This is a genomic window from Actinomadura sp. 3N407 (assembly GCF_052245875.1).
In the GTDB taxonomy this organism is placed as follows: domain Bacteria; phylum Actinomycetota; class Actinomycetes; order Streptosporangiales; family Streptosporangiaceae; genus Spirillospora.
In genome coordinates, this window is sequence record NZ_JBQQBP010000004.1 from 437,562 (window position 1) to 457,017 (window position 19,456).

The window sequence follows — 19,456 nt, forward strand, 5'->3', positions numbered from 1 at the left end:
CGCGCTCCGGGAGGTCGTCGGCGGCCACCAGAAGACGACCAGGTCCTGATCGCCGCCGCGCAGGACGCTCAGCCCGCCCGGCCGGCTACTCGGCCGTGCGACTGGACGTGAGACGGGACAGGCCGACCATGACCCGAATTCGTGCCGGAGTGCCGCGACGGCACAGGCCCCAGGAGGTGAGTCGTCGAGCCGGACATCGGTGCGGTCGCAGCGATGTCACCTCGTTCCGCGACCTGCGGTCCGGCTCGCCGACCGGCCGTACGTCGTCTCCCGCCGCGTGTTTGGGGGTGCGCTCCTGGACCGACGACGTCGGACCGAACGTCGGCGAGCCGCGTCACACCCGGTTAGGCGGCGCACATTCGTGGTACGGCGGTCAGCGCCGACGTTCGCAGGATGCGGGCGTGACCCAGGTCGTCGCCCAGCGGACCCGTCCGCCCGGTCGGATTTCGCCACAGATCGACGGCCAGCACGCTCAATGACGACCCGGTGTCCAGACCCAGGTCGGTAAGAGCACTGGTGACGTCCCTCGGACGGGAATGGCGCGATCGCGTGCTGTATCCGGTGGTCGGAGTAGCGCCGGTCGTTATCGGTAACGTCCACCCTGGCCAGCGCCCGCGCTAAAAGCACGTTGCGGCACCCGGCCGACGTTCAGCTGGGTCACCTGCGCGTAGAACTGCTCGACCGCACATTGATCTGGATCAAGCGGCACCCGCTCTGCGCCCAACGCGAGTTCGAGACCTCACCAGGGCATCGCGAACCTCGCCCATAGCATCCGCTGCCCACACCGGTCACCGATCCGGACCAGATCGCCAGCCTGGATGTACGAAGACGCCGAGGTCTGGGCGGGTCCCCAACGAGTATCGGCATGCTGCTTGACCTACGTGGATGAGTTTTCGGCAAGCGCACGATCATCGACGGCAGTCGCAGAGCATCGTGGGCTGCGTGCCGGGGTGGCGGTGAACAGGCGATATGCGATGCTGGCTCGTGTGGACATGACTCGGGGCGAGATCAGCGAGTCGGCGCGCCTCGCCGAGGTCGGTGAGGGTCTCAGCGAACATGAACTGGCGCTGGCCGCACGCAATCACGGGATGCCGCTGGAGGCCCTGCGCTACGAGGTGACTCCCGTGGGCCTGCATTATCTGCTCATTCATTACGACATCCCCGCGATCGACGTCGGTACGTGGCGGCTGGATGTCGGGGGATGCGTGGGTCGGCCGCTGGCGTTGGACATCAACGCGCTGCGCGGGATGCCGAGCCGCACGGTGCGGGTGACCATGGAATGCGCTGGGAACGGGCGGGCTCGCCTCACGCCGCGGCCGGTCAGCCAGCCCTGGATCGTCGAGGCGGTGGGTACCGCCGACTGGACCGGCGTCCCCCTTCGCGAGGTGCTCACGTTGGCCGGTCTGGACGAGTCGGCCGTGGAGCTGGTCTTCACCGGCGCGGATCACGGTGTCGAACGCGGCGTGGAGCAGGATTATCAGCGCAGTCTCCCCGTCTCCGAGGCCATGCGCGAGGAGACGATCCTCGCCTACGAAATGAACGGCGCGCCCCTGCCTGCTCAGCACGGTCACCCGCTGCGCCTGGTCATACCGGGCTGGTACGGCATGGCGCACGTCAAGTGGCTCACGCGAATCACGGCCGTGGACGAGCCGTTCACCGGTTTCCAGCAGACTGTCGCCTACCGCCTCCGCCAGGACGCCGGCGAAGAGGGAGAGGCGGTGACGCGGATCGAACCGCGCGCATTGCTGATCCCGCCGGGTTTCCCCGACTTCATGTCCCGGAGACGGATCGTCCGGCCCGCGCCGATCACGCTGGAAGGCAAAGCCTGGTCCGGTCGCGCACCGGTGCGCGGGGTCGAGGTGAGCACCGATGGCGGCGGATCATGGGCACCGGCCACCCTCGACGAGGACGACGGCGCACCGTGGACCTGGCGCTCCTGGACAATCGACTGGTCCCCGACCCCCGGCCGCCACCTGCTGTCGGCACGAGCCTCGGACGAGGCGGGCAACGTGCAGCCGGACGGCCAGGCCTGGAATCGCGGCGGCTTCGCCAACAACGCCCCCCAAGAGGTCGAGGTCGTCTGCCTCCCGGACGAATGACGCCGCCCTTGCCCGCGGCCCAGCCGACGACCTGCGGCCGCACCTGGGCGGGTGACGGTGCGGGGCGGGACGCCGGTGGCCCGCGCATCTGATTGGGGTCGGTCCCGCAACTCACCGCGGGCTGTCACCACCGTTCCTCGGTCTCGGGTGTGACGGGCTGGTGCGGGACCGTTGGGCCGGGCCGTCCCCGCCTCTTTGGCGGAACTCGACACGGCGAATGAGCAGGCATCTGCCGTAGGTCAGCCGGGCGTTGCGTCGCCTATCGAAGACCGCCTTGTGGTTGGTGAAGTCCGGCGAAACCTCACGTCAGGAGGTCTTCTTGCTCTTTCACAGACCTACCGGTCAGGTGTCACCAAGATCACGGCCGAGTACGGCGAGCGCTGGGTTCTTTTCGCTCCTGCTTGCCCGGCATGGTCGAGGTGAGGCGTTCGCCCTGCTACGCCCGCTTGTCAAGGACTGATATTTTGCCGCTGCCCTGGTCAACGCCGTCGAGGGCGCAGGCCGAGACAACAACGACGCCGCGCCGCCGGCCGCCCGTATCGGGGCGAGACACCGCTGCGACCCCGTCGTGCCACGGCCACCACGTCGGACCGTCCAATGCCAACGGCCTTCTCAGCACCGATGGCCGGCGGTTCGGACGCGCGCTATTTCTTGGAGGAGACATGTCCAGCAATCGCCACCGGGAGGATGAGCAGCACGTGCCGCCGCGGCGCGGAGGAGAGCCGACGGGGATCGCCCGCCGCGGCGACGCACGTTTGGACGCGTGGCGCAGCCGGACGGTCGTGCCCATGGTGTTCGCGGGTGTGGTCTTCCTGGCGGCCTACGCCTGGCCGATCATCGACCCCGGGCTGCCCGGCATGGTGCGGGAAGCCTGCGACGCCGTGGTGACGGTGGTGTGGGTCCTGTTCGGTGCCGACTACGTGGTGCGGTTGTGGCTGGCACCGCGCCGCTGGGAGTTCGTCCGGCGCAATTGGTTCGACCTGGTGGTGCTGCTGGCGCCGATGCTGCGGTCGTTGCGGCTGGTGCGGGTCATCATGGTGCTGGGCCTGGTCAACAAGCACACGTCGACGACTCTGCGCGCCAGCGTGTCCCGCTATGCGGCCGTGGCCGCGGTGCTCATCGTGTTCTGCGCGGCTCTGGCGGTCCTCGACGCCGAACGCGGGGCGCCCGATGCCGTCATCACGACCTTCCCCGAGGCGTTGTGGTGGGCGGCCACCACGGTAACGACGGTGGGCTACGGGGACACGTATCCGGTCACGATGGGCGGCCGGCTGGTCGCGAGCGTGCTGTTCACCGCGGGGATCGCTCTCCTGGGTGTGGTGACCGCGACGCTGGCCTCGTGGTTCGTGGAGAAGTTCAACGAGGGGCAGGAGAGCGCCGGGGCCACGCGGCAGCAGGTGGCCGAGCTGGCGGCGGAGGTGAGGTCGTTGCGAGCCGAACTGGCCGCCGGGCGGACGGAGACTCCGGTCGCCGCTTCCGGGGAGGCCGGAAAGGCCGACTGATCGCCGGGCCGCGATCGCGGCGGCCCGGACGTCCCCAGCGGCCCGACCGCGGTGGCTCACCTAGCCGTCCGTACCGCGTCCGGGTCCGGGTCCGGGTCCGGGTCCGTCTAGCCTGCTGCAATGGTCATCGACACGAGCGGCGAGGCGTGGCGTGGCGACAGTGCCGCTGACCTCGCTGATTACCTGGAACAGTATGCGGCTGGCGGCTACCACGTCGACCAGACGGTCTCAGCGTCCTGTGCCGCCTGCGCCGGTCGAAACTTCCGCCTCCGCGCGGATCCGTTAGAAGGCGGCGTGGAGCGGACATGCGTCGGCTGCGGTGAGACCCACCTCATGCTTGACAGCGCAGACGCCTGGGAAGATGCCGAGCCTCACGAGATCGCCTGTTCCTGCACGGGGGAAGTCTTTGAGGTCGCCGTCGGCTTTTCGTTGCTGGCCAGTCGTGAGGTGCGCTGGATCAGTGTGGGTGTGCGATGCGTCGCTGATGGGGTGCTCGGGTGCTGCGCTGATTGGAAGATCGATTATTCGCCGAGCCGTCACTTGCTCGAACTGGCATAGCGACCGGCCATTGCGCCTGAGCCGGCGGCGATCCTTTGGGAACCCCTCGACACCTGTGGGGCGCCCGAGGATGGGCGCCTCTTCTTATGCCGGGTGTCGGCGCCTGCCGCTCCGTCCCATTATCGGGAAATGACAGCGGCCCGCGATGGCGCATATTGCCTACTGCTGACGCCTTCGTGACATATGAGCAAATAACGAGCGAACATACCGCCGCCACGCGGTCTGTGCCCGCTGTGCGCACCATCGTCTCGGCCGATGCGGTTCGAGCCGCCGAACGTCGCGGTCGTTATCATGCACCAGCGGGCGGTACACCGCTCCTGAGGTGGTGCTCCCTGAGGCGACCGCCCGGATATCGGTCTACTCCTGATGCTGAACATCATCCCGAGGAACAACCGGAAAGGGCCGGGGCGTTAATACCGATCATGAAGCTCGGTGTCAACATACTCAACTTCGGTGCCCATGCGACCCCGGAGGCGTTCGCGGGCTGGGCCCGGTTCGCCGAGGAGGCGGGATTCGACTTTGTGATGGTTTCCGACCATCTCGCGGTCACGCCCGATGTCGCCGAGCAGTATCCGGCGCCGTTCTACGACCCGTTCACTGTGCTGGCCTGGCTGGCCGGGACGACCGAACGGATCGGACTGGGCACGACGGTCACCGTCCTGCCGTACCGGCACCCGTTGCAGCTCGCGCGGGTCACCGCGAACCTGGACCGGCTCAGCCGTGGGCGACTGATATTCGGGGTGGGTGTCGGCTGGGCAAGGCGAGAGTACGCGGCGCTGGACGTGCCCTTCGAACGGCGCGGGGCACTTGCCGACCGATACCTGGAGGTGATCCTGGAATCCTGGACCCAGGACTCGGTCACCTACGGCGGCGAGACGATCGATCCGAAGCCGCACCCCACCCAGAAACCGCACCCGCCCGTCTGGGTCGGCGGGCAGGCACCCGGGGCGTTGCGCCGGGTCGTGCGGTTCGGCGACGCCTGGCACCCGATCAACATCGCGCCGGACCGGCTCCGTACCGAGGGGCTCCCGGCCCTGCGCAGGGCTGCCGAGGAGGCCGGACGGCCGGTGCCGGCACTGGCACCCCGCATCCGGCTGGACGATGTGGACCAGGCTCTGCGACAGGCCGAGGAGTTCGCCGCGTTGGGAGCGACCCATCTGCTCTTCGACACCTATCCGGGCAGCCCGGAGCGAGCCGGTACACCCGAGGAGGATCAGCAGAGGCTCGCGGCCTTCCGCGATTCCTTCTGAGCCCGAAGCGCGCGGCCACGGCGCGGTCCAGCGCGATCACGCGGGCGCTGCGTGCGATATCGGGCGACCGGCGGTCAGGGAGGACGGTGTCGACCTGCGGAAAGTCACACGCCAGCAAGCCGGAGACCTGGATCATCCGCTGCCGTGTCGGCAGGGGGCCTCGAACGTCCAGTCTTGAGAGCTGAACGGATGGGGAGTATCTCTCAAGACCGTACCGTCCCGGACGGAATCCTCAACATGTACCGGGATGCTCCTTGACCTGCATGGACGGGGTTTTCGGCAAGCACACCGCTGTCGGCCCGTGGGCGCACCGCACCTACGGATGCTCGTCCTGTCAGCACGTCCGGCCCCACTGAAAGCGGTTGTCCGGCACCGCCGAAAGAATGGGGCCATGAATCAACCCTGGGAGAACCCCTCGCAGCAACCTTCGCCGGGCGGATACGGGCAGCCGGGCCAGCACCAGTGGGCGGGCCAGACCGCTGCGGGTCAAGGCCAACTGGTGGTCGACATCAAGGCCCATCCGCTGGCGTTCATCTATCGCTTCTGGTCACCTGTGATCACGCTGAACGGGCAGCGCTTCCCCGGCAGGTGGGGCCCAAATGCGCTGGCGCTTCCGCCGGGCCACCATCAGCTGGGGATACACATCCCCTACTTCCTGCCGCCCGAGATCGGGCGTGCCGGCGCGACCGTACCGGTGGAGGCGGACCGGCAGGTGCATCTCGAATACCGTGCGCCCTTGGTCGCCTTCATGCAGGGTGCGCTCGGCGCCGCGCCGCAGAAGTGGCCCGGCCTCGTCCTGTCGTACGTGTTCGTCGGCCTGGCGATTCTCCTAGTACCGGTGATGACGATCGTGGTCATCCTGGCCGACATGAGCGCACGGTGACCGGCTCTCCACGTCCTGCCGGCCGGGGACCGATACCGCCGACATGCCCCCTGGAAAGCGGGACACCAGGAAGCCGGCGACCATCGAGAAGATGCCGCCGCTAGTGCCGCGTCAAAAACGTTGACGCTTTAGCTGTGTCATGTGGAGTTCTGGCTGGTGATCGTCGAGGCTTGCTGCTGGAGGCGAGTCGGATCGCGCAAGCCTGTTGATCTGACGGCGAGAAGCTTCCCTCGGGCCTGGGGAGGAAATGGACTCGAGGGCGTAGCGTGACGGCTGTGATAGTTGGACGCTCCGCGGAACAGTTACGGATCAATCGCCTCGTGGCCGATGCGAAGGACGGCCGCAGCCGATCGCTGGTGCTGCGCGGGGAGGCCGGGATCGGCAAGACGGTGCTTCTCGATTATGCGGAGAGTGTCGCCCACGGGATGCGTGTGCTGCGGGTGGTGGGGATCGAGTCCGAGGCCGAGGTGGCGTACGCCGCTCTCCAGCTGATGTTCGTGCGCGACCTCGACCGGCTGGGTGCGCTGCCCGGCGCGCAGGCGGAGGCCCTGAGGGCCGCGTTCGGAGCGAGCAGTGTCCCGGTCGAGCGGGGGCTGCCGGGCGCGGCGACGCTGTCGCTGCTCTCCGAGATCGCCGGCGACCGGCCGCTCCTGTGCCTGCTCGATGACGCCCAGTGGTTCGACCAGTCGTCGATCGACGCCCTGCTCTTCGCCGTACGCCGCCTGCACGCCGACTCGGTCGCGACCATCTTCGCTGCCCGGGACGGTGGGCCTGCGTTCCCCGCGCCCGGGGTGGAGAGCGTCACGCTCCCGCGGCTGGGCGCCGCCGACGCCGCTCGTATCGCCGCGGCCTCGGCGGTACTGCCGAGCTATGTCACCCACCGTATCGTCGGGGAGTCCGAGGGTAATCCGCTCGCCATCGTCGAGTTGGCGGCCCATGCGACCGAGGCGCCCGCGGTCCCGGCGCCGATCACTCCGCTGTCGGCCGCGGGACGGCTCGAGGAGCACTTCCGCCGGCAGGTACAGGGTCTCGGGGAGCCGACCAGGACTGTCCTGCTGCTCGCCGCGGCCGACCACGGCTCCGCCCTGCCGACCCTCATCACCGCGGCCGCGGAGCTCGGCGGCGACGTCGTCGACTTCGAGCCGGCCGAGCGGAGCCGGCTCGTCCACGTGACCTCCGATGGTGTGGTCTTCCGCCATCCGCTGATCAGGGCGGCCGTCTATCAGGAGGCCCCTTTCGCCCATCGGGTCGCGGCGCACCGGGCGCTTGCCCGGGTGCTGACCGATCCGCGCGACGCCGACCGGCGCGCCTGGCACGTCGCGGCCGCGGCCGGCGGGCCGGACGACGCGGCTGCGGATGGTCTGGAGCAGGTCGCCCAGCGGGCGACGGGGCGTGGCGCGGCGGCGGCCGCAGCGAGGGCTCTCGACCGGGCGGCCCAGCTAACCGCCGCACCGGCCATCCGCGGTAGGCGGCTGGTGACCGCCGCGCGGGCGGCGTACGACGCCGGGCAGCTCGACCGGGCCGTCGAGCTCGCGGGAGCGGGCGCCGAGCTGACCGGCGCGCCCGGTGAGGTGGCGGAGGCCGGCTGGATCCGCGCACAGGTGGCGTACGAGCGTACGTCGCCGGCCGAGGCGTCCCGGATCGCGCTGGAGGCGGCCGGGCCGGTGCTGGCGATCGAGCCGGACCTTGCCGTCTCCATCCTGACCGAGGCCACCTGGTGCGCCCGTGACACAGCGGATCCCATCCTGCTGCGTCGCTGCGCGGAGCGGCTCCGATCGATCCCTGCGGGTCCCACCCTTCTGATCGACGGGCTGGTGGGCTTCGCCGACTTGTTATGCGGCGACATCGCGTCCGCGGTCGAGCCGATGCGCAGGGCGTTCCTCGCTGCGCGGGACATCGGGAGCGGGGTCACCCTGGAGCGATTGAACGCCGCGTTCATGGGTTTGCTGATCGGCGAGGACGAGCCGGCCGTGGCGATGCTCGACGCCCAAGTCGCGGAGCTGCGCAGCCGCGGAGAGTTAGGCTGGCTGCCATACGCCCAGGAGCCCTTGGTGCTCGCGCAGCTGGTGACGGGGAGGATCCGTGACGCGGACGGCAACGTCGCGGAGGCGATGGCACTGGCCGAGGAGTTGGGTCAGGATCTCGAGGTCGTCGTCCTCTCCGCCATGTCGGCCTGGCTTGCCGCCGTCCGTGGCGACAGCGCAGGCGCCGAGCGGCTCGCGGTGCGCGTCCTGGACGACCCGCGGCAGCACGGCATGGCGGCCGCACAGGCGACCTGGGCACTCGGGTTGGTCGACCTCATGGGCGGCGACCCACGGCGCGCGCTCGAGCGGTTTGAGGGTGTCTGCGAAGGTTCGCCCGGTCGCGACATCATGGTGCGCGCAGTCCCCGACCACATAGAGGCGGCGGTGCGGGTCGGCGACACCGCTCGGGCCCAGCGGTTCATGCCAGGACTCGCCGACTGGGCGACGTACACCAAGAGCCCGGCGGCGTTCGCCCTCCTGCTGCGTTGCCAGGGGCTCCTCGACGACGGCGAGGCAGCGGACCGGCGGTTCGAGGAGTCCTTGGCGGCCGAGCGCTGCGGTCCGTACGACCATGCGCGGACCCGGCTGCTGTTCGGTGAATGGCTCCGCCGGCACCGCCGCCGAACCGCGGCCAAGGAGCAGCTCCTGAAGGCGTACGAGACGTTCGACCGGATCGGCGCCCATGGCTGGCTGCCGCGCGTCCGCGCCGAGCTGACCGCGCTCGGCGAGACCGCTCCGGGAGAGGTCGCCGCCGGGAGCGCCGCCGGGCTCACCCCCCAGGAGCTGCAGGTGGTGCGTCGCGCGGCCCTCGGCATGAGCAACCGGGAGATCGCCGCCGAGCTCTTCCTCAGCCCGCGCACGGTCGGCCATCACCTCTACAAGGCGTATCCGAAACTGGGGGTCAGACGACGGGCCGAGCTGGGACAGCTCGACTTATGACGGCATCCGAGCTCGCGGTGTCCGGCGGCTCAGCAGCAGTCGTTCGACCGATGCGGACGCAGCGGACCGGCTCCTAGCCTCGCCGGCATGGGAAAGGTCATCATCCACAACCAAGTCACCGTCAACGGCTCCTTCGAGGCGCCGACACCCGAGGAGTGGCTGGAGCTCGACGCCGACAGCGGCGACGCCGGCCTCGAGCAGCTGATCCTGGCCGACGCGCTGCTCCTCGGCCGCAAGACGTACGAGGGGCTGGCGGCCGTCTGGCCGCACCTCGGCGAGGATCCGACGATGGGTCACTACGCGGAGCGGATCAACGGCATGCCGAAGTACGTCGCCTCGCGGACGCTCGCCGGACCTCTGGACTGGAACGCCGCCCTCATCGAGGGCGAGGTCGTCCAGGCCGTCCCCGCGCTGAAGGAGAAGCACACAGGCAACCTGATCGTCTCCGGATGCGGGGAACTGGCGCACACTCTCTCTCAGCAGGGTCTGGTCGACGAGTTCTGGTTCTGGGTGAATCCGCACCTTTGGCCGAGTGGGCCGCGGATCCTCGATGGTGTCGGCCCTATCCGCCTGCAGCTGGTCGCGGCCACGCCCTATCGATCCGGAGTCGTCTGGCTGCGCTACCGGCCGGCCGGGTTCTGAGGGGAAAGCATCATGGGAAAGACGATCACGTACGCCGCCGTACCGGCGGCGGCGTAGCGTCCGTGGCATGACGCATGTTCGAGAAGATATCGACGGAGCACCTGGAGGTGCAGCAATGGACACGTCCGCGTACTTGAAGGCTGTTGTCGAGCAGACGAGCACGCTCGCCGATTGGGTAGACGGCCAAGACGTGGCGGCCCCGGTGCCGACATGTCCGAGGTGGACCCTGGCCGATCTCGTCGACCATGTCGGCGCGACACAGCGTATGGTGACCATGCTCGTGGGTGAGCGGATGACCGAGCCGAGCAGGGCGTTCGCCGGCTACGTCCCGTGTCCGACCGATTCGGCCGAGTGGCGCGCCTGGCTGACCGACGGTGCGACCGAGGCGAAGCAGGCGTTCGAATCGGTCGCCGATGACACGCCGGTGTGGGATCCGTCCGGCGCCGCCGCAGGCGTGCCGTTCTGGTCACGCCGGCTGTTCGGCGAGGCTTGCGTGCATCGCGCGGACGCGGCTGCGGCGCTCGACATGCGATACGAGCTGGAGCCGGAGCATGCCGTTGCGGCCATCGAGGACTGGCTGGACACGATGACGTCCCGCGGCTACTGGGAGAACAGGCCGGACTTCGCCGATGGAATGCGCGGCAGCGGGCAGACCCTGCATTTCCACGCAACCGACGCGCCCGGAGAGTGGCTGGCACGCCGGGAACCGGACAAGGTCGTCCTGGAACACACGCACACGAAGGCAGACGTCGCGGTACGCGGCCCAGCCACCGAACTACTGCTCGTGCTCAGCAGGCGCCGTCCGCTGGATGCGGCTCGCACGCTGGAAGTGCATGGGGATCAGGCACTGCTCGACCAGTGGATCGACCACATGGACTGGGTCACCGACAGCTGACCCGCGCATGGACGCAGTGCGTCAAGCGCAGCCCGGTAGTCCTTTGGCCGAACTCACCTCACAGCACAAGACCACGTAGTCAACCCGATCGGTGAGGCCGACGGCGCGGAGGAGCGGACCGTATTCTGCGAACAATTGCTCACAGAAGCGGTCCGCATCCCCGGCCGGCGGACGTCCTCGAGGAAAGGCACCACGTCGGGGTAGAGCATGGCATGCTCCTGGAGCAACTCCATATCGCGGCGAACCAGCGTCGGCACGTCGTGAGATCGCTGGCCGACTAGGACGCGGCCACCAACGTTGGCCCTGTTTGGCGGCGCGCCCATGACCGGCCAAGGTTGGCCGTCGGCGAAGCCGATTGGGCGAAAATGTCAGCCGGTGAGGCCACGCTCCAGCAGCCGGCGTAGTTCGTCGGCGGGTTGGACACCCGAGACCGGCGGCCTGCCGCCGATCACCAGCGAGGGGACGCCTGTGACACCGTGCTCGGCCGCGCGGCGCCGGTCGGACCGCACCTGTTCGACGTAGTCGTCACCGGCGAGGACGGCGCGCACCCGGGCGGCGTGCAGGCCGGCCTCCTCACCCAGGCCCTGCAGGATCTGCGGGTCGGCCACGTTGAGTCCCTCGGAGTGATAGGCGCCAAGCAGGCGCTCCATCATCTGGTCGACCCGGCCACGGTCGGCGGCCAGCCGGCACAGCCGGTGGGGGTGTTCACAGGCCGGGCCAGATGCAGGTTGAGCTCCAACCCTTCTGCGGCGCCCAGGGCCCGGATCCGGGCGATCCGGTCCGCCGCCTGATCACCCGACCATCCGGCCATGGCCTCGGCGGGCGTGGGGCCGGGAACCCGACCCTCTTCCGGGGCCAGTTCGTAGCCGCGCCAGACGATCTCCACACCGGCGCGGTCGGCGAGACCCTCCAGCGCCGCGGTCAGGCGTCTCTTGCCGATGTAGCACCACGGGCACAGCACACCCACCGCTCCTGGATCTCGGCGAAGGCCGCCACGAGCTCCCTTGGGTGTCAACGCCATCGACGGAGTAGTCGATGATCGAGTAGAAGCCTGCATCCGTGCTCACGGACATCCTCCTCAAGATCAGCAGCCAGGGCAGCGCCCCGGTCTCCTGCTCGACCCCGCCGGGGGTGTGCGAGCGCGGCACCCGCCCGTCCAGCAGGTTCGGTGTCCTTCTTGCGAGGGGCGCACAGCGCTAACTCCCGTCCTCCATAATGGATCAGTGCCCCGGCTTTGGAACGGCTCATCCAGAGGGGACGCTCGTGAGTGCCTCGCCGCCCGCCGATCGTCCGGCAGGGGATGAGCTCGCACCGCCCGCGCGAGCCCTGGCGCTTCGCCCATCGCGGAAGCCTCTGATCTGGCTGCTGCCGCTCTTCGCGGTGCTCGCCTGGTTGTGCACGAGGGCCTACGGGGATGCGGGCATCCCGTCCGTCTTCGGTTTCCTCGTGGCCGTGCTGGTCGTCCAGGCGGCGCTCATCCTCAAGCTGCTGCGCGGCTTCACCAGGGCCGACGAATCCGGTTTCCGGAACCGCCTGGTCTTCACGACCAGGACGGTGCCGTGGAGCGACGCCGGCCTGTTCTCGGTGATACCCACGCTGTTCGGCCGGGTCGTCCAGGTGGAGGTCGGGGAAGGCAAGAGATTCTTCCTGGCGGCGCCTCGCGACGGTCTGTTCGGCCGCGATCCCGGCATGCACGCCACCCTGGAGACGATGCGGGCGCTGGCAGGTCCCGGACAGGTGCAGATCGTCCCTAGGCCGGTGAGGACGGTTCGCACCGTGCTGTGGGGGGCGGTCGCGTTCGCGGTGTGCGTCGCCGTGACCGTCGGGCAGCCCTGGCTGGAGCCCTGGTGGCCGGGACGGGCCGAGGCCGAGACGATCCCCGCGCGCCTGCTCCGCCATCGATCCCGCGACCCAGCAGCGCATGCTGCCGGGCCCCGCCGATTACGAGCGGGAGGGCGATTCCTTCAAAGAGTTCACCCATTCGGTGATGTCCGGCTGCTTCCGCCGTGACAAGGACGGGGCCTCACTGGCGCTGGACCTGGAGTTGTCGCGCAGGGTCGCCTTCGGGAGCGCCACTGACGAGGCACGCGAGGACATGGCCCTGGAACGGAGGAGATCGCCGTACATCTCCACCGAAGAGCCCCGCTCGGTGCCCGTGCACGGTCTTGGGGACGAGGCATGGCGGTTGCCCCGGCGGGAGGAGGCGGCCACCGACTTCGATCTCGTGGTGCGGCACGCCAACGTGCTGGTCAAGGTGTACTACTACAACGGCGAGCGTCCTGCCGCCCAGGGAGAGGCCGACGCGATCGCGCTGGTCCGGGCGACGATCGCGCGGATCAGGACCTGACCGTCCCGCCGAGTCTCGAGGTTCACCATGGCTCCGGGAGAGTGGGTGGGTGGTCGTCGACCTCGGCGTACAGTGCGGTGGGTCCGTAGTGGATCAGCACGGGAGGACGGCGATGGGTGAATCGCCGCCCGTTGGCCGGGACGATCTCGTGGCGCCCATGGTGGTCGCCCGCCGGCTCGGCTGGAAGCCCGTGCGCGGCCTGGTGCTCGTGGCGGGGCGCCTGACCACGTTCCCTTTACCCTGAACCAATCCGGCGACATGTGGGGGCATGTCCATGGTGTGAATCGAGTTCTCTGGAGAGAGATGTTCTACCTTGTCGGCACGACAGGCTTCCCGAATTACGGGGACGAGCTCATCGCGGCCATGTGGTTGCGTCACCTGGCGGAGACGGCACCGGAGGCGGAGGTCTGGCTGGACTGCCCGAGCCCGGGACCGGCGCAGGTCCTGCTGGGCGGCATACACCCCAAGAGCCGGTTCACCGACACTTTCTGGCGGTTGTGCTGGGAGGCACCCGGGGACGAGCCGTGGGAGGTTGCGCGCTGGGTTCGCCAGGCGATGCACAACCCGTCGATGGCGTGCCGGTGGGCGGCCGGCATCGAACTCGCCGCACAGGCGCAGGTGGTGCACATCATCGGCGGTGGCTACATCAATTGCATCTGGCCCAAGCACTACGGCCTTCTGGCCGCTGCAGTGGGCGCTGTTCAACGGTCCGGCGGACGGGCGGTGATGACAGGGCAAGGGCTGTGGCCGGCGGCCGAGCACGCGACGACCTTGGTGCGCGAATTGGCCGCGCACTTCGACCTGGTCGATGTGCGTGATGAGCCGTCCGCGCACCTGGTCGAGGACGTGTCGGCCTTGAGTCACACCGGCGACGACATGTTCTTCGGTATCGGCTCCCACCTGTATCGGCGACCCGGGGAGCCGTTGCGCGAGGTGATGTTGTGTCTGCAGTCCGATCTGCTGGAAATGCCGCGTCCTGCCCTTGCGTCGTTCGTGGCCGAGACCCTGCGCGCCTGGGATGTGACCCCTGACCGGCTCGGGGTTGTGGAGGGCATCCCGGGCGTGGACCGGTCGGTCTTCGACCTCATCGAGCCCGAGTTGCCCGGTGCGCGGTTCTACCCCTTTGCGGGTGTGTGGGGGCACGGCCTTCCGGCCGGTCCTGGACAGGTCTGGATTTCCACGCGGTTCCACATGCACATGCTTGCCGCGGCGGCGGGGGCGGATGGTGTGGCGGTGGCGGTCAACGCCGACTACTACTCGACCAAGCACCGGTCGCTGATCGAACGGGGCAGCGGCTGGACGCTGGCCAAGGACCTGCGTGCGGTGGAACGGCCGGGCGGGGGCGGGTTCGGGGGGCCGGTGCTGCAGTCCCTACGGGAGGCCAAGGCCGCGGTGGCAGCGAAGATCTACTCGTAAGCGGTAAGTAGGCCCCGCCAGCCCGCCGAAGACGCCCGCCGCAGTCATCCTCAACGCCCGCACCGAACCGGACGAAACGACGTCACCCGGACGTGTCGTCCACCTAGCGGGGACGTCGAGACGGTGACCTGCAAGGGTTGACCATCGGATTCACCGCGCCGGTGTCCGCAACCCGACCCTTGGTCTGGGCGTGGACACCGGCGCTTGTGCCGTGGCCAACCAGGGGTTGTGGCCGTAGGAGCGGCTGGGTCGGCGATCGCGGCGATTCGCGGGGGTGGCGGCGACAGGTTCGCGACATCCGAGCGAACATCGAGCGAACACGGGGACATACCGGACAGAATTTTAGATCTTGGCAGTGGTTAAGACTGCAGGTCAGGCGGGGGCGCGCCCGGCAGGATTCGAACCCGCGACCGTCGGATTAGAAGTCCGAAGCTCTACGGCGGCTCCGCACCCTCGTTCACCTGCGCATACTCTCCGGCGGGACTGCGCTCCACACAAGATCATTCCGTACATACTCCGGATCATGCTCGGAGGCCGCTGCTTGCTCCGCGGGAGGCTCCGCGCGGCGTGCGGCCCACAGGTAGATTGGACACCATGACCGCCCAGCCCGAGGAACCGACTGCGCCGCGCGATCCCGGCGAGGATCCGGCTGCGATCTTCGATGCGCTCCCGCAGGCGCATCGTGACCAGTTCCGGGCCGAGTATGACGAGGCGCTCGACGCCGCTCACGACCTGGCGCGCTTCAAGCAGGTCCAAACCCTCCTTCGGCAGTGGCGCCTGCGGGCCATCGCCTACGACCGTCCCGGATACGACGAGGCGGTGCAGGACGCCCTACGGGGCAGGGAAGACACCTTCGTTCGCTACACCCCGCCGGGCTGGGAAGGCCGGGTGTGACGTACCGCTGGGACGGCTTCCACGGACGCGCGCTGTACGAGCTGAATGGGCTCCCTGACGAAGTCCGCGACGGCCCACTACTTGAGCGACTCCTCGACCTATTGGAAACACCGTGGGACGCGGTACCTGAACGGCCAGGTCAGACAGCCATCCGCCACGCCTTCTTCGGCGCCAACAGTGAGGGCATGCTCACGCTGCTGATCGACGACGAGGCTGAGACGCTGCGCATCATCGACATCCTGTGGATGGGGTAGCGGCGTAGCCGCTGTTCATCCCCCACCTTCCTCCCCCCGGCCCGACGAGACCTGTACCTAGCGGCGGACGGGTTCTGTCAAGGGTGGCGAAGCCATCACAGCGTGACGCCCGTAGGGCGCCCTTGACGGGTTCCGTCCGCCGCCATCCTGAACACATCGGGTCGGGGGGAGCCCCGCACCTTTCCAGGCCAGTCGGCAACATCCCTGCATCCGTGATCGGTGCGGACTCCGGACGATCGGATCTGCTAGCTCTGGGCGGTGGCGCGACCCCGTGGCGGCCGTTGGCCGGCGGACTGGGCGGGGCGTCGCGATGCGCGGCCCGGCGCGGCCGTCCGGTGACCGGCGCCCACGCCGCACGCTCCGGGCGGCCTGGCGCGGGGCCGCGCAGCGGCCTGAGCGCCGCCGCCCCTTGATCCAAAACAGCCCAATTCGGCAGAGCATCCAGTCCACAAACGAGATCAAGATTGTCCGGTGCATGTCGTGTGTTTGCCTTAATGACAGATTCCTGGCTCGCGGTAGGCGACACACTGGCAAGCTGGTGCCGAGACTACATAGCGGGAGCGGATCATGGACGCTGACACTGGCGCACTCGTCGTTGCGATCATCGGAGCTGCGATAGCGGCAGCCGCAGCCTTTTTCTCATATCGACAGGCGGCTGCCTCGAAAGATTCTGCGACATCTGCCGGTACATCAGCCAGGGCGGCAAGCGACCAAGCCGTTTCAGCAAAGGAGCAGGCCGAAATAGCTTCCAAGCAATACGACCTTGCAGCGAAGATCCGCAAGGAGCAGAACGACCCCTATGTCATCGTTGACATACGAGAGTCACCGTTTGCAAGGAACTTTCTCTATCTTGTGATTGAGAATATCGGCACGACCATTGCTCGGAATGTGCGTATAGAATTCGAGCCTCCCCTTGCAAGTTCTCGCGAGGAGGCGCTTGGTGATGCAATTCACGGAAAAATACGAGATGCAAAGATATTCACGAATGGCATTCCGATGCTGCCACCTCATCGCCGAATGGAATTTCTTTTGGATTTCGGCCCCGATCGCCTGGATCAAGGATTGGACACCTTCTACAGGGTTCGAGTTGAAGCCGACGGACCCGAAGGGCCAGCGGAAACCATGCAATATGAGATAGATTTGGGCACTCTATATGGGCCGAGATTTCATAGGCCCAAAACGCTTCACGAAGCAGTCGAGTCGTTGCAGTCAATGCAGAAGACTCTTCTCAATATCGAGAAGTCCCTTAAGAAGTCTAGGGAGCCGTAGATCGGAAAGGGGTCGTTGGTTGACTGGTTGGGGTGCCTGGGCATTATGTTTTCGGTGATGGATGCATTTCGACGCTGGTCAAGCTCCGGGCTGACGCGCGCCCAATTTAACTCAGCCGTGGTGAGTCATGCGCCCTCATCGGCAGCACTGAGGGCCAGGGGCCAGGGGAAAGCATCTAGCCGGTCTCCGCCGCTGCCAGGTGCGTGAGGTTCGAACTTTCCGGGCCCTAGTAGTGCTTTGACGCCTTCGCTTTCGAGGGTCGCAAGGCTGCGCTTGAATGCGTGCCGGTTGGCTAGAGCATTGTTTACGAAGGGTAGAGCCACTACGGGGATGTCTAGGGCGGGGGCTTCGGCGAGGATGCCTAGGGCGTAGGTGTCGCTGATTCCGTTGGCCCATTTGTTAATGGTGTTGTAGGTGGCGGGGGCCACGATGATGGCGTCTGCTTTGGGGGAGCGGGGTTCGCCTGGTTTGCGGTATTGGCTGCGGACGGGGTGGCCGGTTTGGGCTTCTAGGGCTTGGGTGTCGATGAAGTCCAGGGCGGAGGGGGTGGCGATGATTTGGACGTCCCAGCGTCGTTGGTGGGCGAGTGTGACGAGTTTTCCGACGTCGCCGGCGGGGCCTGCTGCGCACACGATGACGTAGAGGACTTTGCGGCGGTCGGGCTCGTCGGTCACAGGTGCACCCCGATGTCTGTGGTGAAGTCCCGGAGTTGGCGTTTGGTGCTGGGTGGGGCGGTGGCCATGAGGTCGCGCAGCATGCGGTGTACGGCGGGGCGGGCCGAGATCTCTTCGGGGGCCAACTGATGGGCGACGCGTAGGACGTCGTATGCCTTGTCGTGCTTGCCCCATTGGGTGAGCGCGCGTGAGGTGTCGATGAGAAGTGTTGCCTTGCGCTCGGTGAGGGGGATGCGGTCCAGGTCGACGGTTCGGGCTTCCTGGATGGCGGCTCCGGCGTCGCCGAGTTGGAGGGCGATGTTGACGCGGTGGAGTTGGACGTTGGTGGGGCCGAATGCCGTCCAGCGGTGGTTGAAGTCTCCGCCGAGTTCGCGGCCTGCGTCCTGGGCCTCGTCCAGGAGGGTGGCGGCGGTGTGGCGGTCGGTGCGGTGTCCGGCGGCTACGGCTCCGCGTAGCAAGAGGGCGCCGTAGACCGACAGGAAATCGGGGGTGCGCTCGTCGGTGTCGTGGCCGATGCGTTCGGCGTAGGTGCTGGCGGTGTGGGTTGCTGCACCGTGGTGGCCGTCGTTCATCAGGGCGTGCGTGATGATGCGGGCGCTTGACCCGATGATCGTGAGGTCCTGGCTGTTGCGGGCGGCCTGCATGCTGCGGTCAGCGGCAACCCATGCCAAGCCTTCCTCGTCGAGCTTGAGCAGGATGCTTGCGGCGACGTGGTGGGCCTCGGCCGAGAGCGCTTCGGCCTGGAGTCGGATGTCTCCCTCGTGGGTGGCGCAAGCGGTGCGCAGGTCTGCCAGGAGTTGGGGCAGGGAGCTGATGACGGTGGAGTATTGGCAGTCTTGGTACGTGCGTTTGGCTGCGGCTACGGCCTTGGTCAGGCGGGGCATGCTGAGCGCGGCCGGGCTGGGGTCGCCGGTGAAGGCGGGGTAGCCGGCTAGGGCGGCGGCGAATGCCTCGACGCCTTCGAGGGGCGCGCCGTCGTCGGGTAGGTCGGCCAGGATGGCGCTGAACAGGCTTGCCCCCGCCAGCTTGGTGAAGGTCCTGCGGCGCACGGGGTCCCCTTCCTCGACGTCGGGATCTACGTCCAGGGAACCCAGGAATGAGGGCGGAACCAACCCCACGGAATCATCCCGCGGTGTGATGACCGTCGCGTTCGTGGTGGTCGACGGAGTGAGGTTGCGGGGTGCCAGGCCGAGTGTCATGCGGGCGGCGTCGGGCATCTGGAGGCCGTCGGCGATGCGCTCGAAGACTTCCAGCGTGAGGATCTGGCGGCCGCCCTTCTTCATGGTCTCGCTGACCTTGGCTTGGGTCATGCCGCATGCGATCGCTATTTGAGTCTGGCTGGCACCTGCGTACTGGCGCAACAGGTGGAAGACGGTTCGGATGTCTCGGGAGGCCAGGGCCTCGGTCATCTGCGGGCGTGTCCACAGTGAGGCGGGGATGACGATCGGGTCTGACGCCCGTCCCGACATCGGGTCTCCCTCCGCGTGACTCGTCATTGCTGAGCGTATATCCCGCCGCGGGATACCGCCTGGGAATGGGCACCGGACCGAAATTCTTCGATCGTGGTCGCCATGACGCAGCAGCAAGGAACAGGCAACGCGGACTGCTCCCAGTGCAACGGACGGGGATGGAAGTTCGTCCACCCTCGTCGGGCGGTGCTGGTGGGGATGCCGAGTGACTCCGGCCCTGAGGTGGAGCGGGTGCCGTGCCGTTGGTGCGTGCCGGTGCGTGGGGTGCGCGCGGCGTAGCGGGCTGCGGGGCCGGTGGGGTGTTGCGGCGGCCGGGGCGCGGTTGGGTTGGCGTCCGGTGT

Annotated in this window: 18 protein-coding genes; 14 read left to right on the plus strand and 4 right to left on the minus strand. The window is 68.0% G+C overall.

Going from position 1 to position 19,456, the window contains the following annotated elements:
• Window positions 1-881 precede the first annotated feature (881 nt).
• The 8 genes from ACTWPP_RS12630 (at window position 882) to ACTWPP_RS12665 (ending at window position 10,792) form a co-directional block, all read left to right on the plus strand.
• On the plus strand, window positions 882-2,099 hold the full coding sequence (locus ACTWPP_RS12630) for a sulfite oxidase (protein WP_443104573.1): 1,218 nt from the start codon (window positions 882-884) through the stop codon (window positions 2,097-2,099).
• Between the two features lie 662 nt (window positions 2,100-2,761).
• Window positions 2,762-3,601, plus strand: coding sequence for an ion transporter (locus ACTWPP_RS12635; RefSeq protein ID WP_443104391.1), 840 nt, complete (start codon window positions 2,762-2,764; stop codon window positions 3,599-3,601).
• A gap of 120 nt (window positions 3,602-3,721) precedes the next feature.
• Window positions 3,722-4,159 (plus strand): hypothetical protein, encoded by a 438-nt coding sequence (locus tag ACTWPP_RS12640; protein WP_443104392.1) that lies wholly within the window; start codon window positions 3,722-3,724, stop codon window positions 4,157-4,159.
• 422 nt (window positions 4,160-4,581) lie between these two features.
• The gene (locus ACTWPP_RS12645) at window positions 4,582-5,409 is read left to right on the plus strand and encodes a TIGR03619 family F420-dependent LLM class oxidoreductase (protein WP_443104393.1); all 828 of its coding nucleotides are present in this window, start codon (window positions 4,582-4,584) and stop codon (window positions 5,407-5,409) included.
• Window positions 5,410-5,800: 391 nt separating this feature from the next.
• Window positions 5,801-6,292 carry a hypothetical protein gene (locus tag ACTWPP_RS12650; RefSeq protein WP_443104394.1) on the plus strand — a complete coding sequence of 164 codons (492 nt, stop codon included), beginning with the start codon at window positions 5,801-5,803 and terminating at the stop codon, window positions 6,290-6,292.
• A 275-nt stretch (window positions 6,293-6,567) separates the two neighbouring features.
• Window positions 6,568-9,255 (plus strand): AAA family ATPase, encoded by a 2,688-nt coding sequence (locus ACTWPP_RS12655; RefSeq protein WP_443104395.1) that lies wholly within the window; start codon window positions 6,568-6,570, stop codon window positions 9,253-9,255.
• Window positions 9,256-9,342: 87 nt separating this feature from the next.
• Window positions 9,343-9,897 carry a dihydrofolate reductase family protein gene (locus ACTWPP_RS12660; protein WP_443104396.1) on the plus strand — a complete coding sequence of 185 codons (555 nt, stop codon included), beginning with the start codon at window positions 9,343-9,345 and terminating at the stop codon, window positions 9,895-9,897.
• 115 nt (window positions 9,898-10,012) lie between these two features.
• Entirely contained in the window at window positions 10,013-10,792 is a 780-nt protein-coding gene (locus tag ACTWPP_RS12665) for a maleylpyruvate isomerase family mycothiol-dependent enzyme (protein WP_443104397.1), read from the plus strand.
• 368 nt (window positions 10,793-11,160) lie between these two features.
• On the opposite strand, the gene ACTWPP_RS12670 is transcribed toward ACTWPP_RS12665, so the two are convergent.
• The gene (locus ACTWPP_RS12670) at window positions 11,161-11,445 is read right to left on the minus strand and encodes a DsbA family oxidoreductase (protein ID WP_443104398.1); all 285 of its coding nucleotides are present in this window, start codon (window positions 11,443-11,445) and stop codon (window positions 11,161-11,163) included.
• Window positions 11,442-11,753, minus strand: a complete 312-nt coding sequence (locus ACTWPP_RS12675; protein WP_443104399.1) for a DsbA family protein — start codon at window positions 11,751-11,753, stop codon at window positions 11,442-11,444. Before ACTWPP_RS12675 ends, ACTWPP_RS12670 begins: the two co-directional genes overlap by 4 nt.
• Before the next feature lie 302 nt (window positions 11,754-12,055).
• Here ACTWPP_RS12675 and ACTWPP_RS12680 point away from each other — a divergent pair, with 302 nt between their 5' ends.
• From ACTWPP_RS12680 to ACTWPP_RS12705, 6 genes are all read left to right on the plus strand, one after another.
• Complete coding sequence (locus tag ACTWPP_RS12680; RefSeq protein WP_443104400.1) at window positions 12,056-12,802, plus strand: hypothetical protein; 747 nt, start codon at window positions 12,056-12,058, stop codon at window positions 12,800-12,802.
• Window positions 12,780-13,139 (plus strand): hypothetical protein, encoded by a 360-nt coding sequence (locus tag ACTWPP_RS12685; protein WP_443104401.1) that lies wholly within the window; start codon window positions 12,780-12,782, stop codon window positions 13,137-13,139. The genes ACTWPP_RS12680 and ACTWPP_RS12685 overlap by 23 nt, the downstream gene beginning before the upstream one ends.
• A 303-nt stretch (window positions 13,140-13,442) precedes the next feature.
• Window positions 13,443-14,555 carry a polysaccharide pyruvyl transferase family protein gene (locus ACTWPP_RS12690; protein ID WP_443104402.1) on the plus strand — a complete coding sequence of 371 codons (1,113 nt, stop codon included), beginning with the start codon at window positions 13,443-13,445 and terminating at the stop codon, window positions 14,553-14,555.
• Between the two features lie 594 nt (window positions 14,556-15,149).
• Window positions 15,150-15,449, plus strand: coding sequence for a DUF6247 family protein (locus ACTWPP_RS12695; protein ID WP_443104403.1), 300 nt, complete (start codon window positions 15,150-15,152; stop codon window positions 15,447-15,449).
• A complete protein-coding gene (locus ACTWPP_RS12700) occupies window positions 15,446-15,703 on the plus strand; it encodes a hypothetical protein (RefSeq protein ID WP_392906277.1) in 258 nt (85 codons plus the stop codon). Before ACTWPP_RS12695 ends, ACTWPP_RS12700 begins: the two co-directional genes overlap by 4 nt.
• 567 nt (window positions 15,704-16,270) lie before the next feature.
• Window positions 16,271-16,972: a hypothetical protein gene (locus tag ACTWPP_RS12705; protein WP_443104404.1), complete on the plus strand. Its 702-nt coding sequence runs from the start codon at window positions 16,271-16,273 to the stop codon at window positions 16,970-16,972.
• 125 nt (window positions 16,973-17,097) lie between these two features.
• Here ACTWPP_RS12705 and ACTWPP_RS12710 read toward each other — a convergent pair whose 3' ends face one another.
• Entirely contained in the window at window positions 17,098-17,646 is a 549-nt protein-coding gene (locus ACTWPP_RS12710; RefSeq protein ID WP_443104405.1) for a flavoprotein, read from the minus strand.
• Entirely contained in the window at window positions 17,643-19,055 is a 1,413-nt protein-coding gene (locus tag ACTWPP_RS12715; protein WP_443104406.1) for a helix-turn-helix domain-containing protein, read from the minus strand. Before ACTWPP_RS12715 ends, ACTWPP_RS12710 begins: the two co-directional genes overlap by 4 nt.
• Window positions 19,056-19,456: the final 401 nt, after the last annotated feature.

Bases quoted from the DNA above. Each gene is read 5' to 3' on its own strand.
- ACTWPP_RS12635 (WP_443104391.1), top strand. From the start codon at position 2,762: ATGTCCAGCAATCGCCACCGGGAGGATGAGCAGCACGTGCCGCCGCGG.
- ACTWPP_RS12640 (WP_443104392.1), top strand. From the start codon at position 3,722: ATGGTCATCGACACGAGCGGCGAGGCGTGGCGTGGCGACAGTGCCGCT.
- ACTWPP_RS12645 (WP_443104393.1), top strand. From the start codon at position 4,582: ATGAAGCTCGGTGTCAACATACTCAACTTCGGTGCCCATGCGACCCCG.
- ACTWPP_RS12650 (WP_443104394.1), top strand. From the start codon at position 5,801: ATGAATCAACCCTGGGAGAACCCCTCGCAGCAACCTTCGCCGGGCGGA.
- ACTWPP_RS12660 (WP_443104396.1), top strand. From the start codon at position 9,343: ATGGGAAAGGTCATCATCCACAACCAAGTCACCGTCAACGGCTCCTTC.
- ACTWPP_RS12665 (WP_443104397.1), top strand. From the start codon at position 10,013: ATGGACACGTCCGCGTACTTGAAGGCTGTTGTCGAGCAGACGAGCACG.
- ACTWPP_RS12670 (WP_443104398.1), bottom strand. From the start codon at position 11,445: ATGATGGAGCGCCTGCTTGGCGCCTATCACTCCGAGGGACTCAACGTG.
- ACTWPP_RS12685 (WP_443104401.1), top strand. From the start codon at position 12,780: ATGTCCGGCTGCTTCCGCCGTGACAAGGACGGGGCCTCACTGGCGCTG.
- ACTWPP_RS12690 (WP_443104402.1), top strand. From the start codon at position 13,443: ATGTTCTACCTTGTCGGCACGACAGGCTTCCCGAATTACGGGGACGAG.
- ACTWPP_RS12695 (WP_443104403.1), top strand. From the start codon at position 15,150: ATGACCGCCCAGCCCGAGGAACCGACTGCGCCGCGCGATCCCGGCGAG.
- ACTWPP_RS12705 (WP_443104404.1), top strand. From the start codon at position 16,271: ATGGACGCTGACACTGGCGCACTCGTCGTTGCGATCATCGGAGCTGCG.
- ACTWPP_RS12715 (WP_443104406.1), bottom strand. From the start codon at position 19,055: ATGACCGAGGCCCTGGCCTCCCGAGACATCCGAACCGTCTTCCACCTG.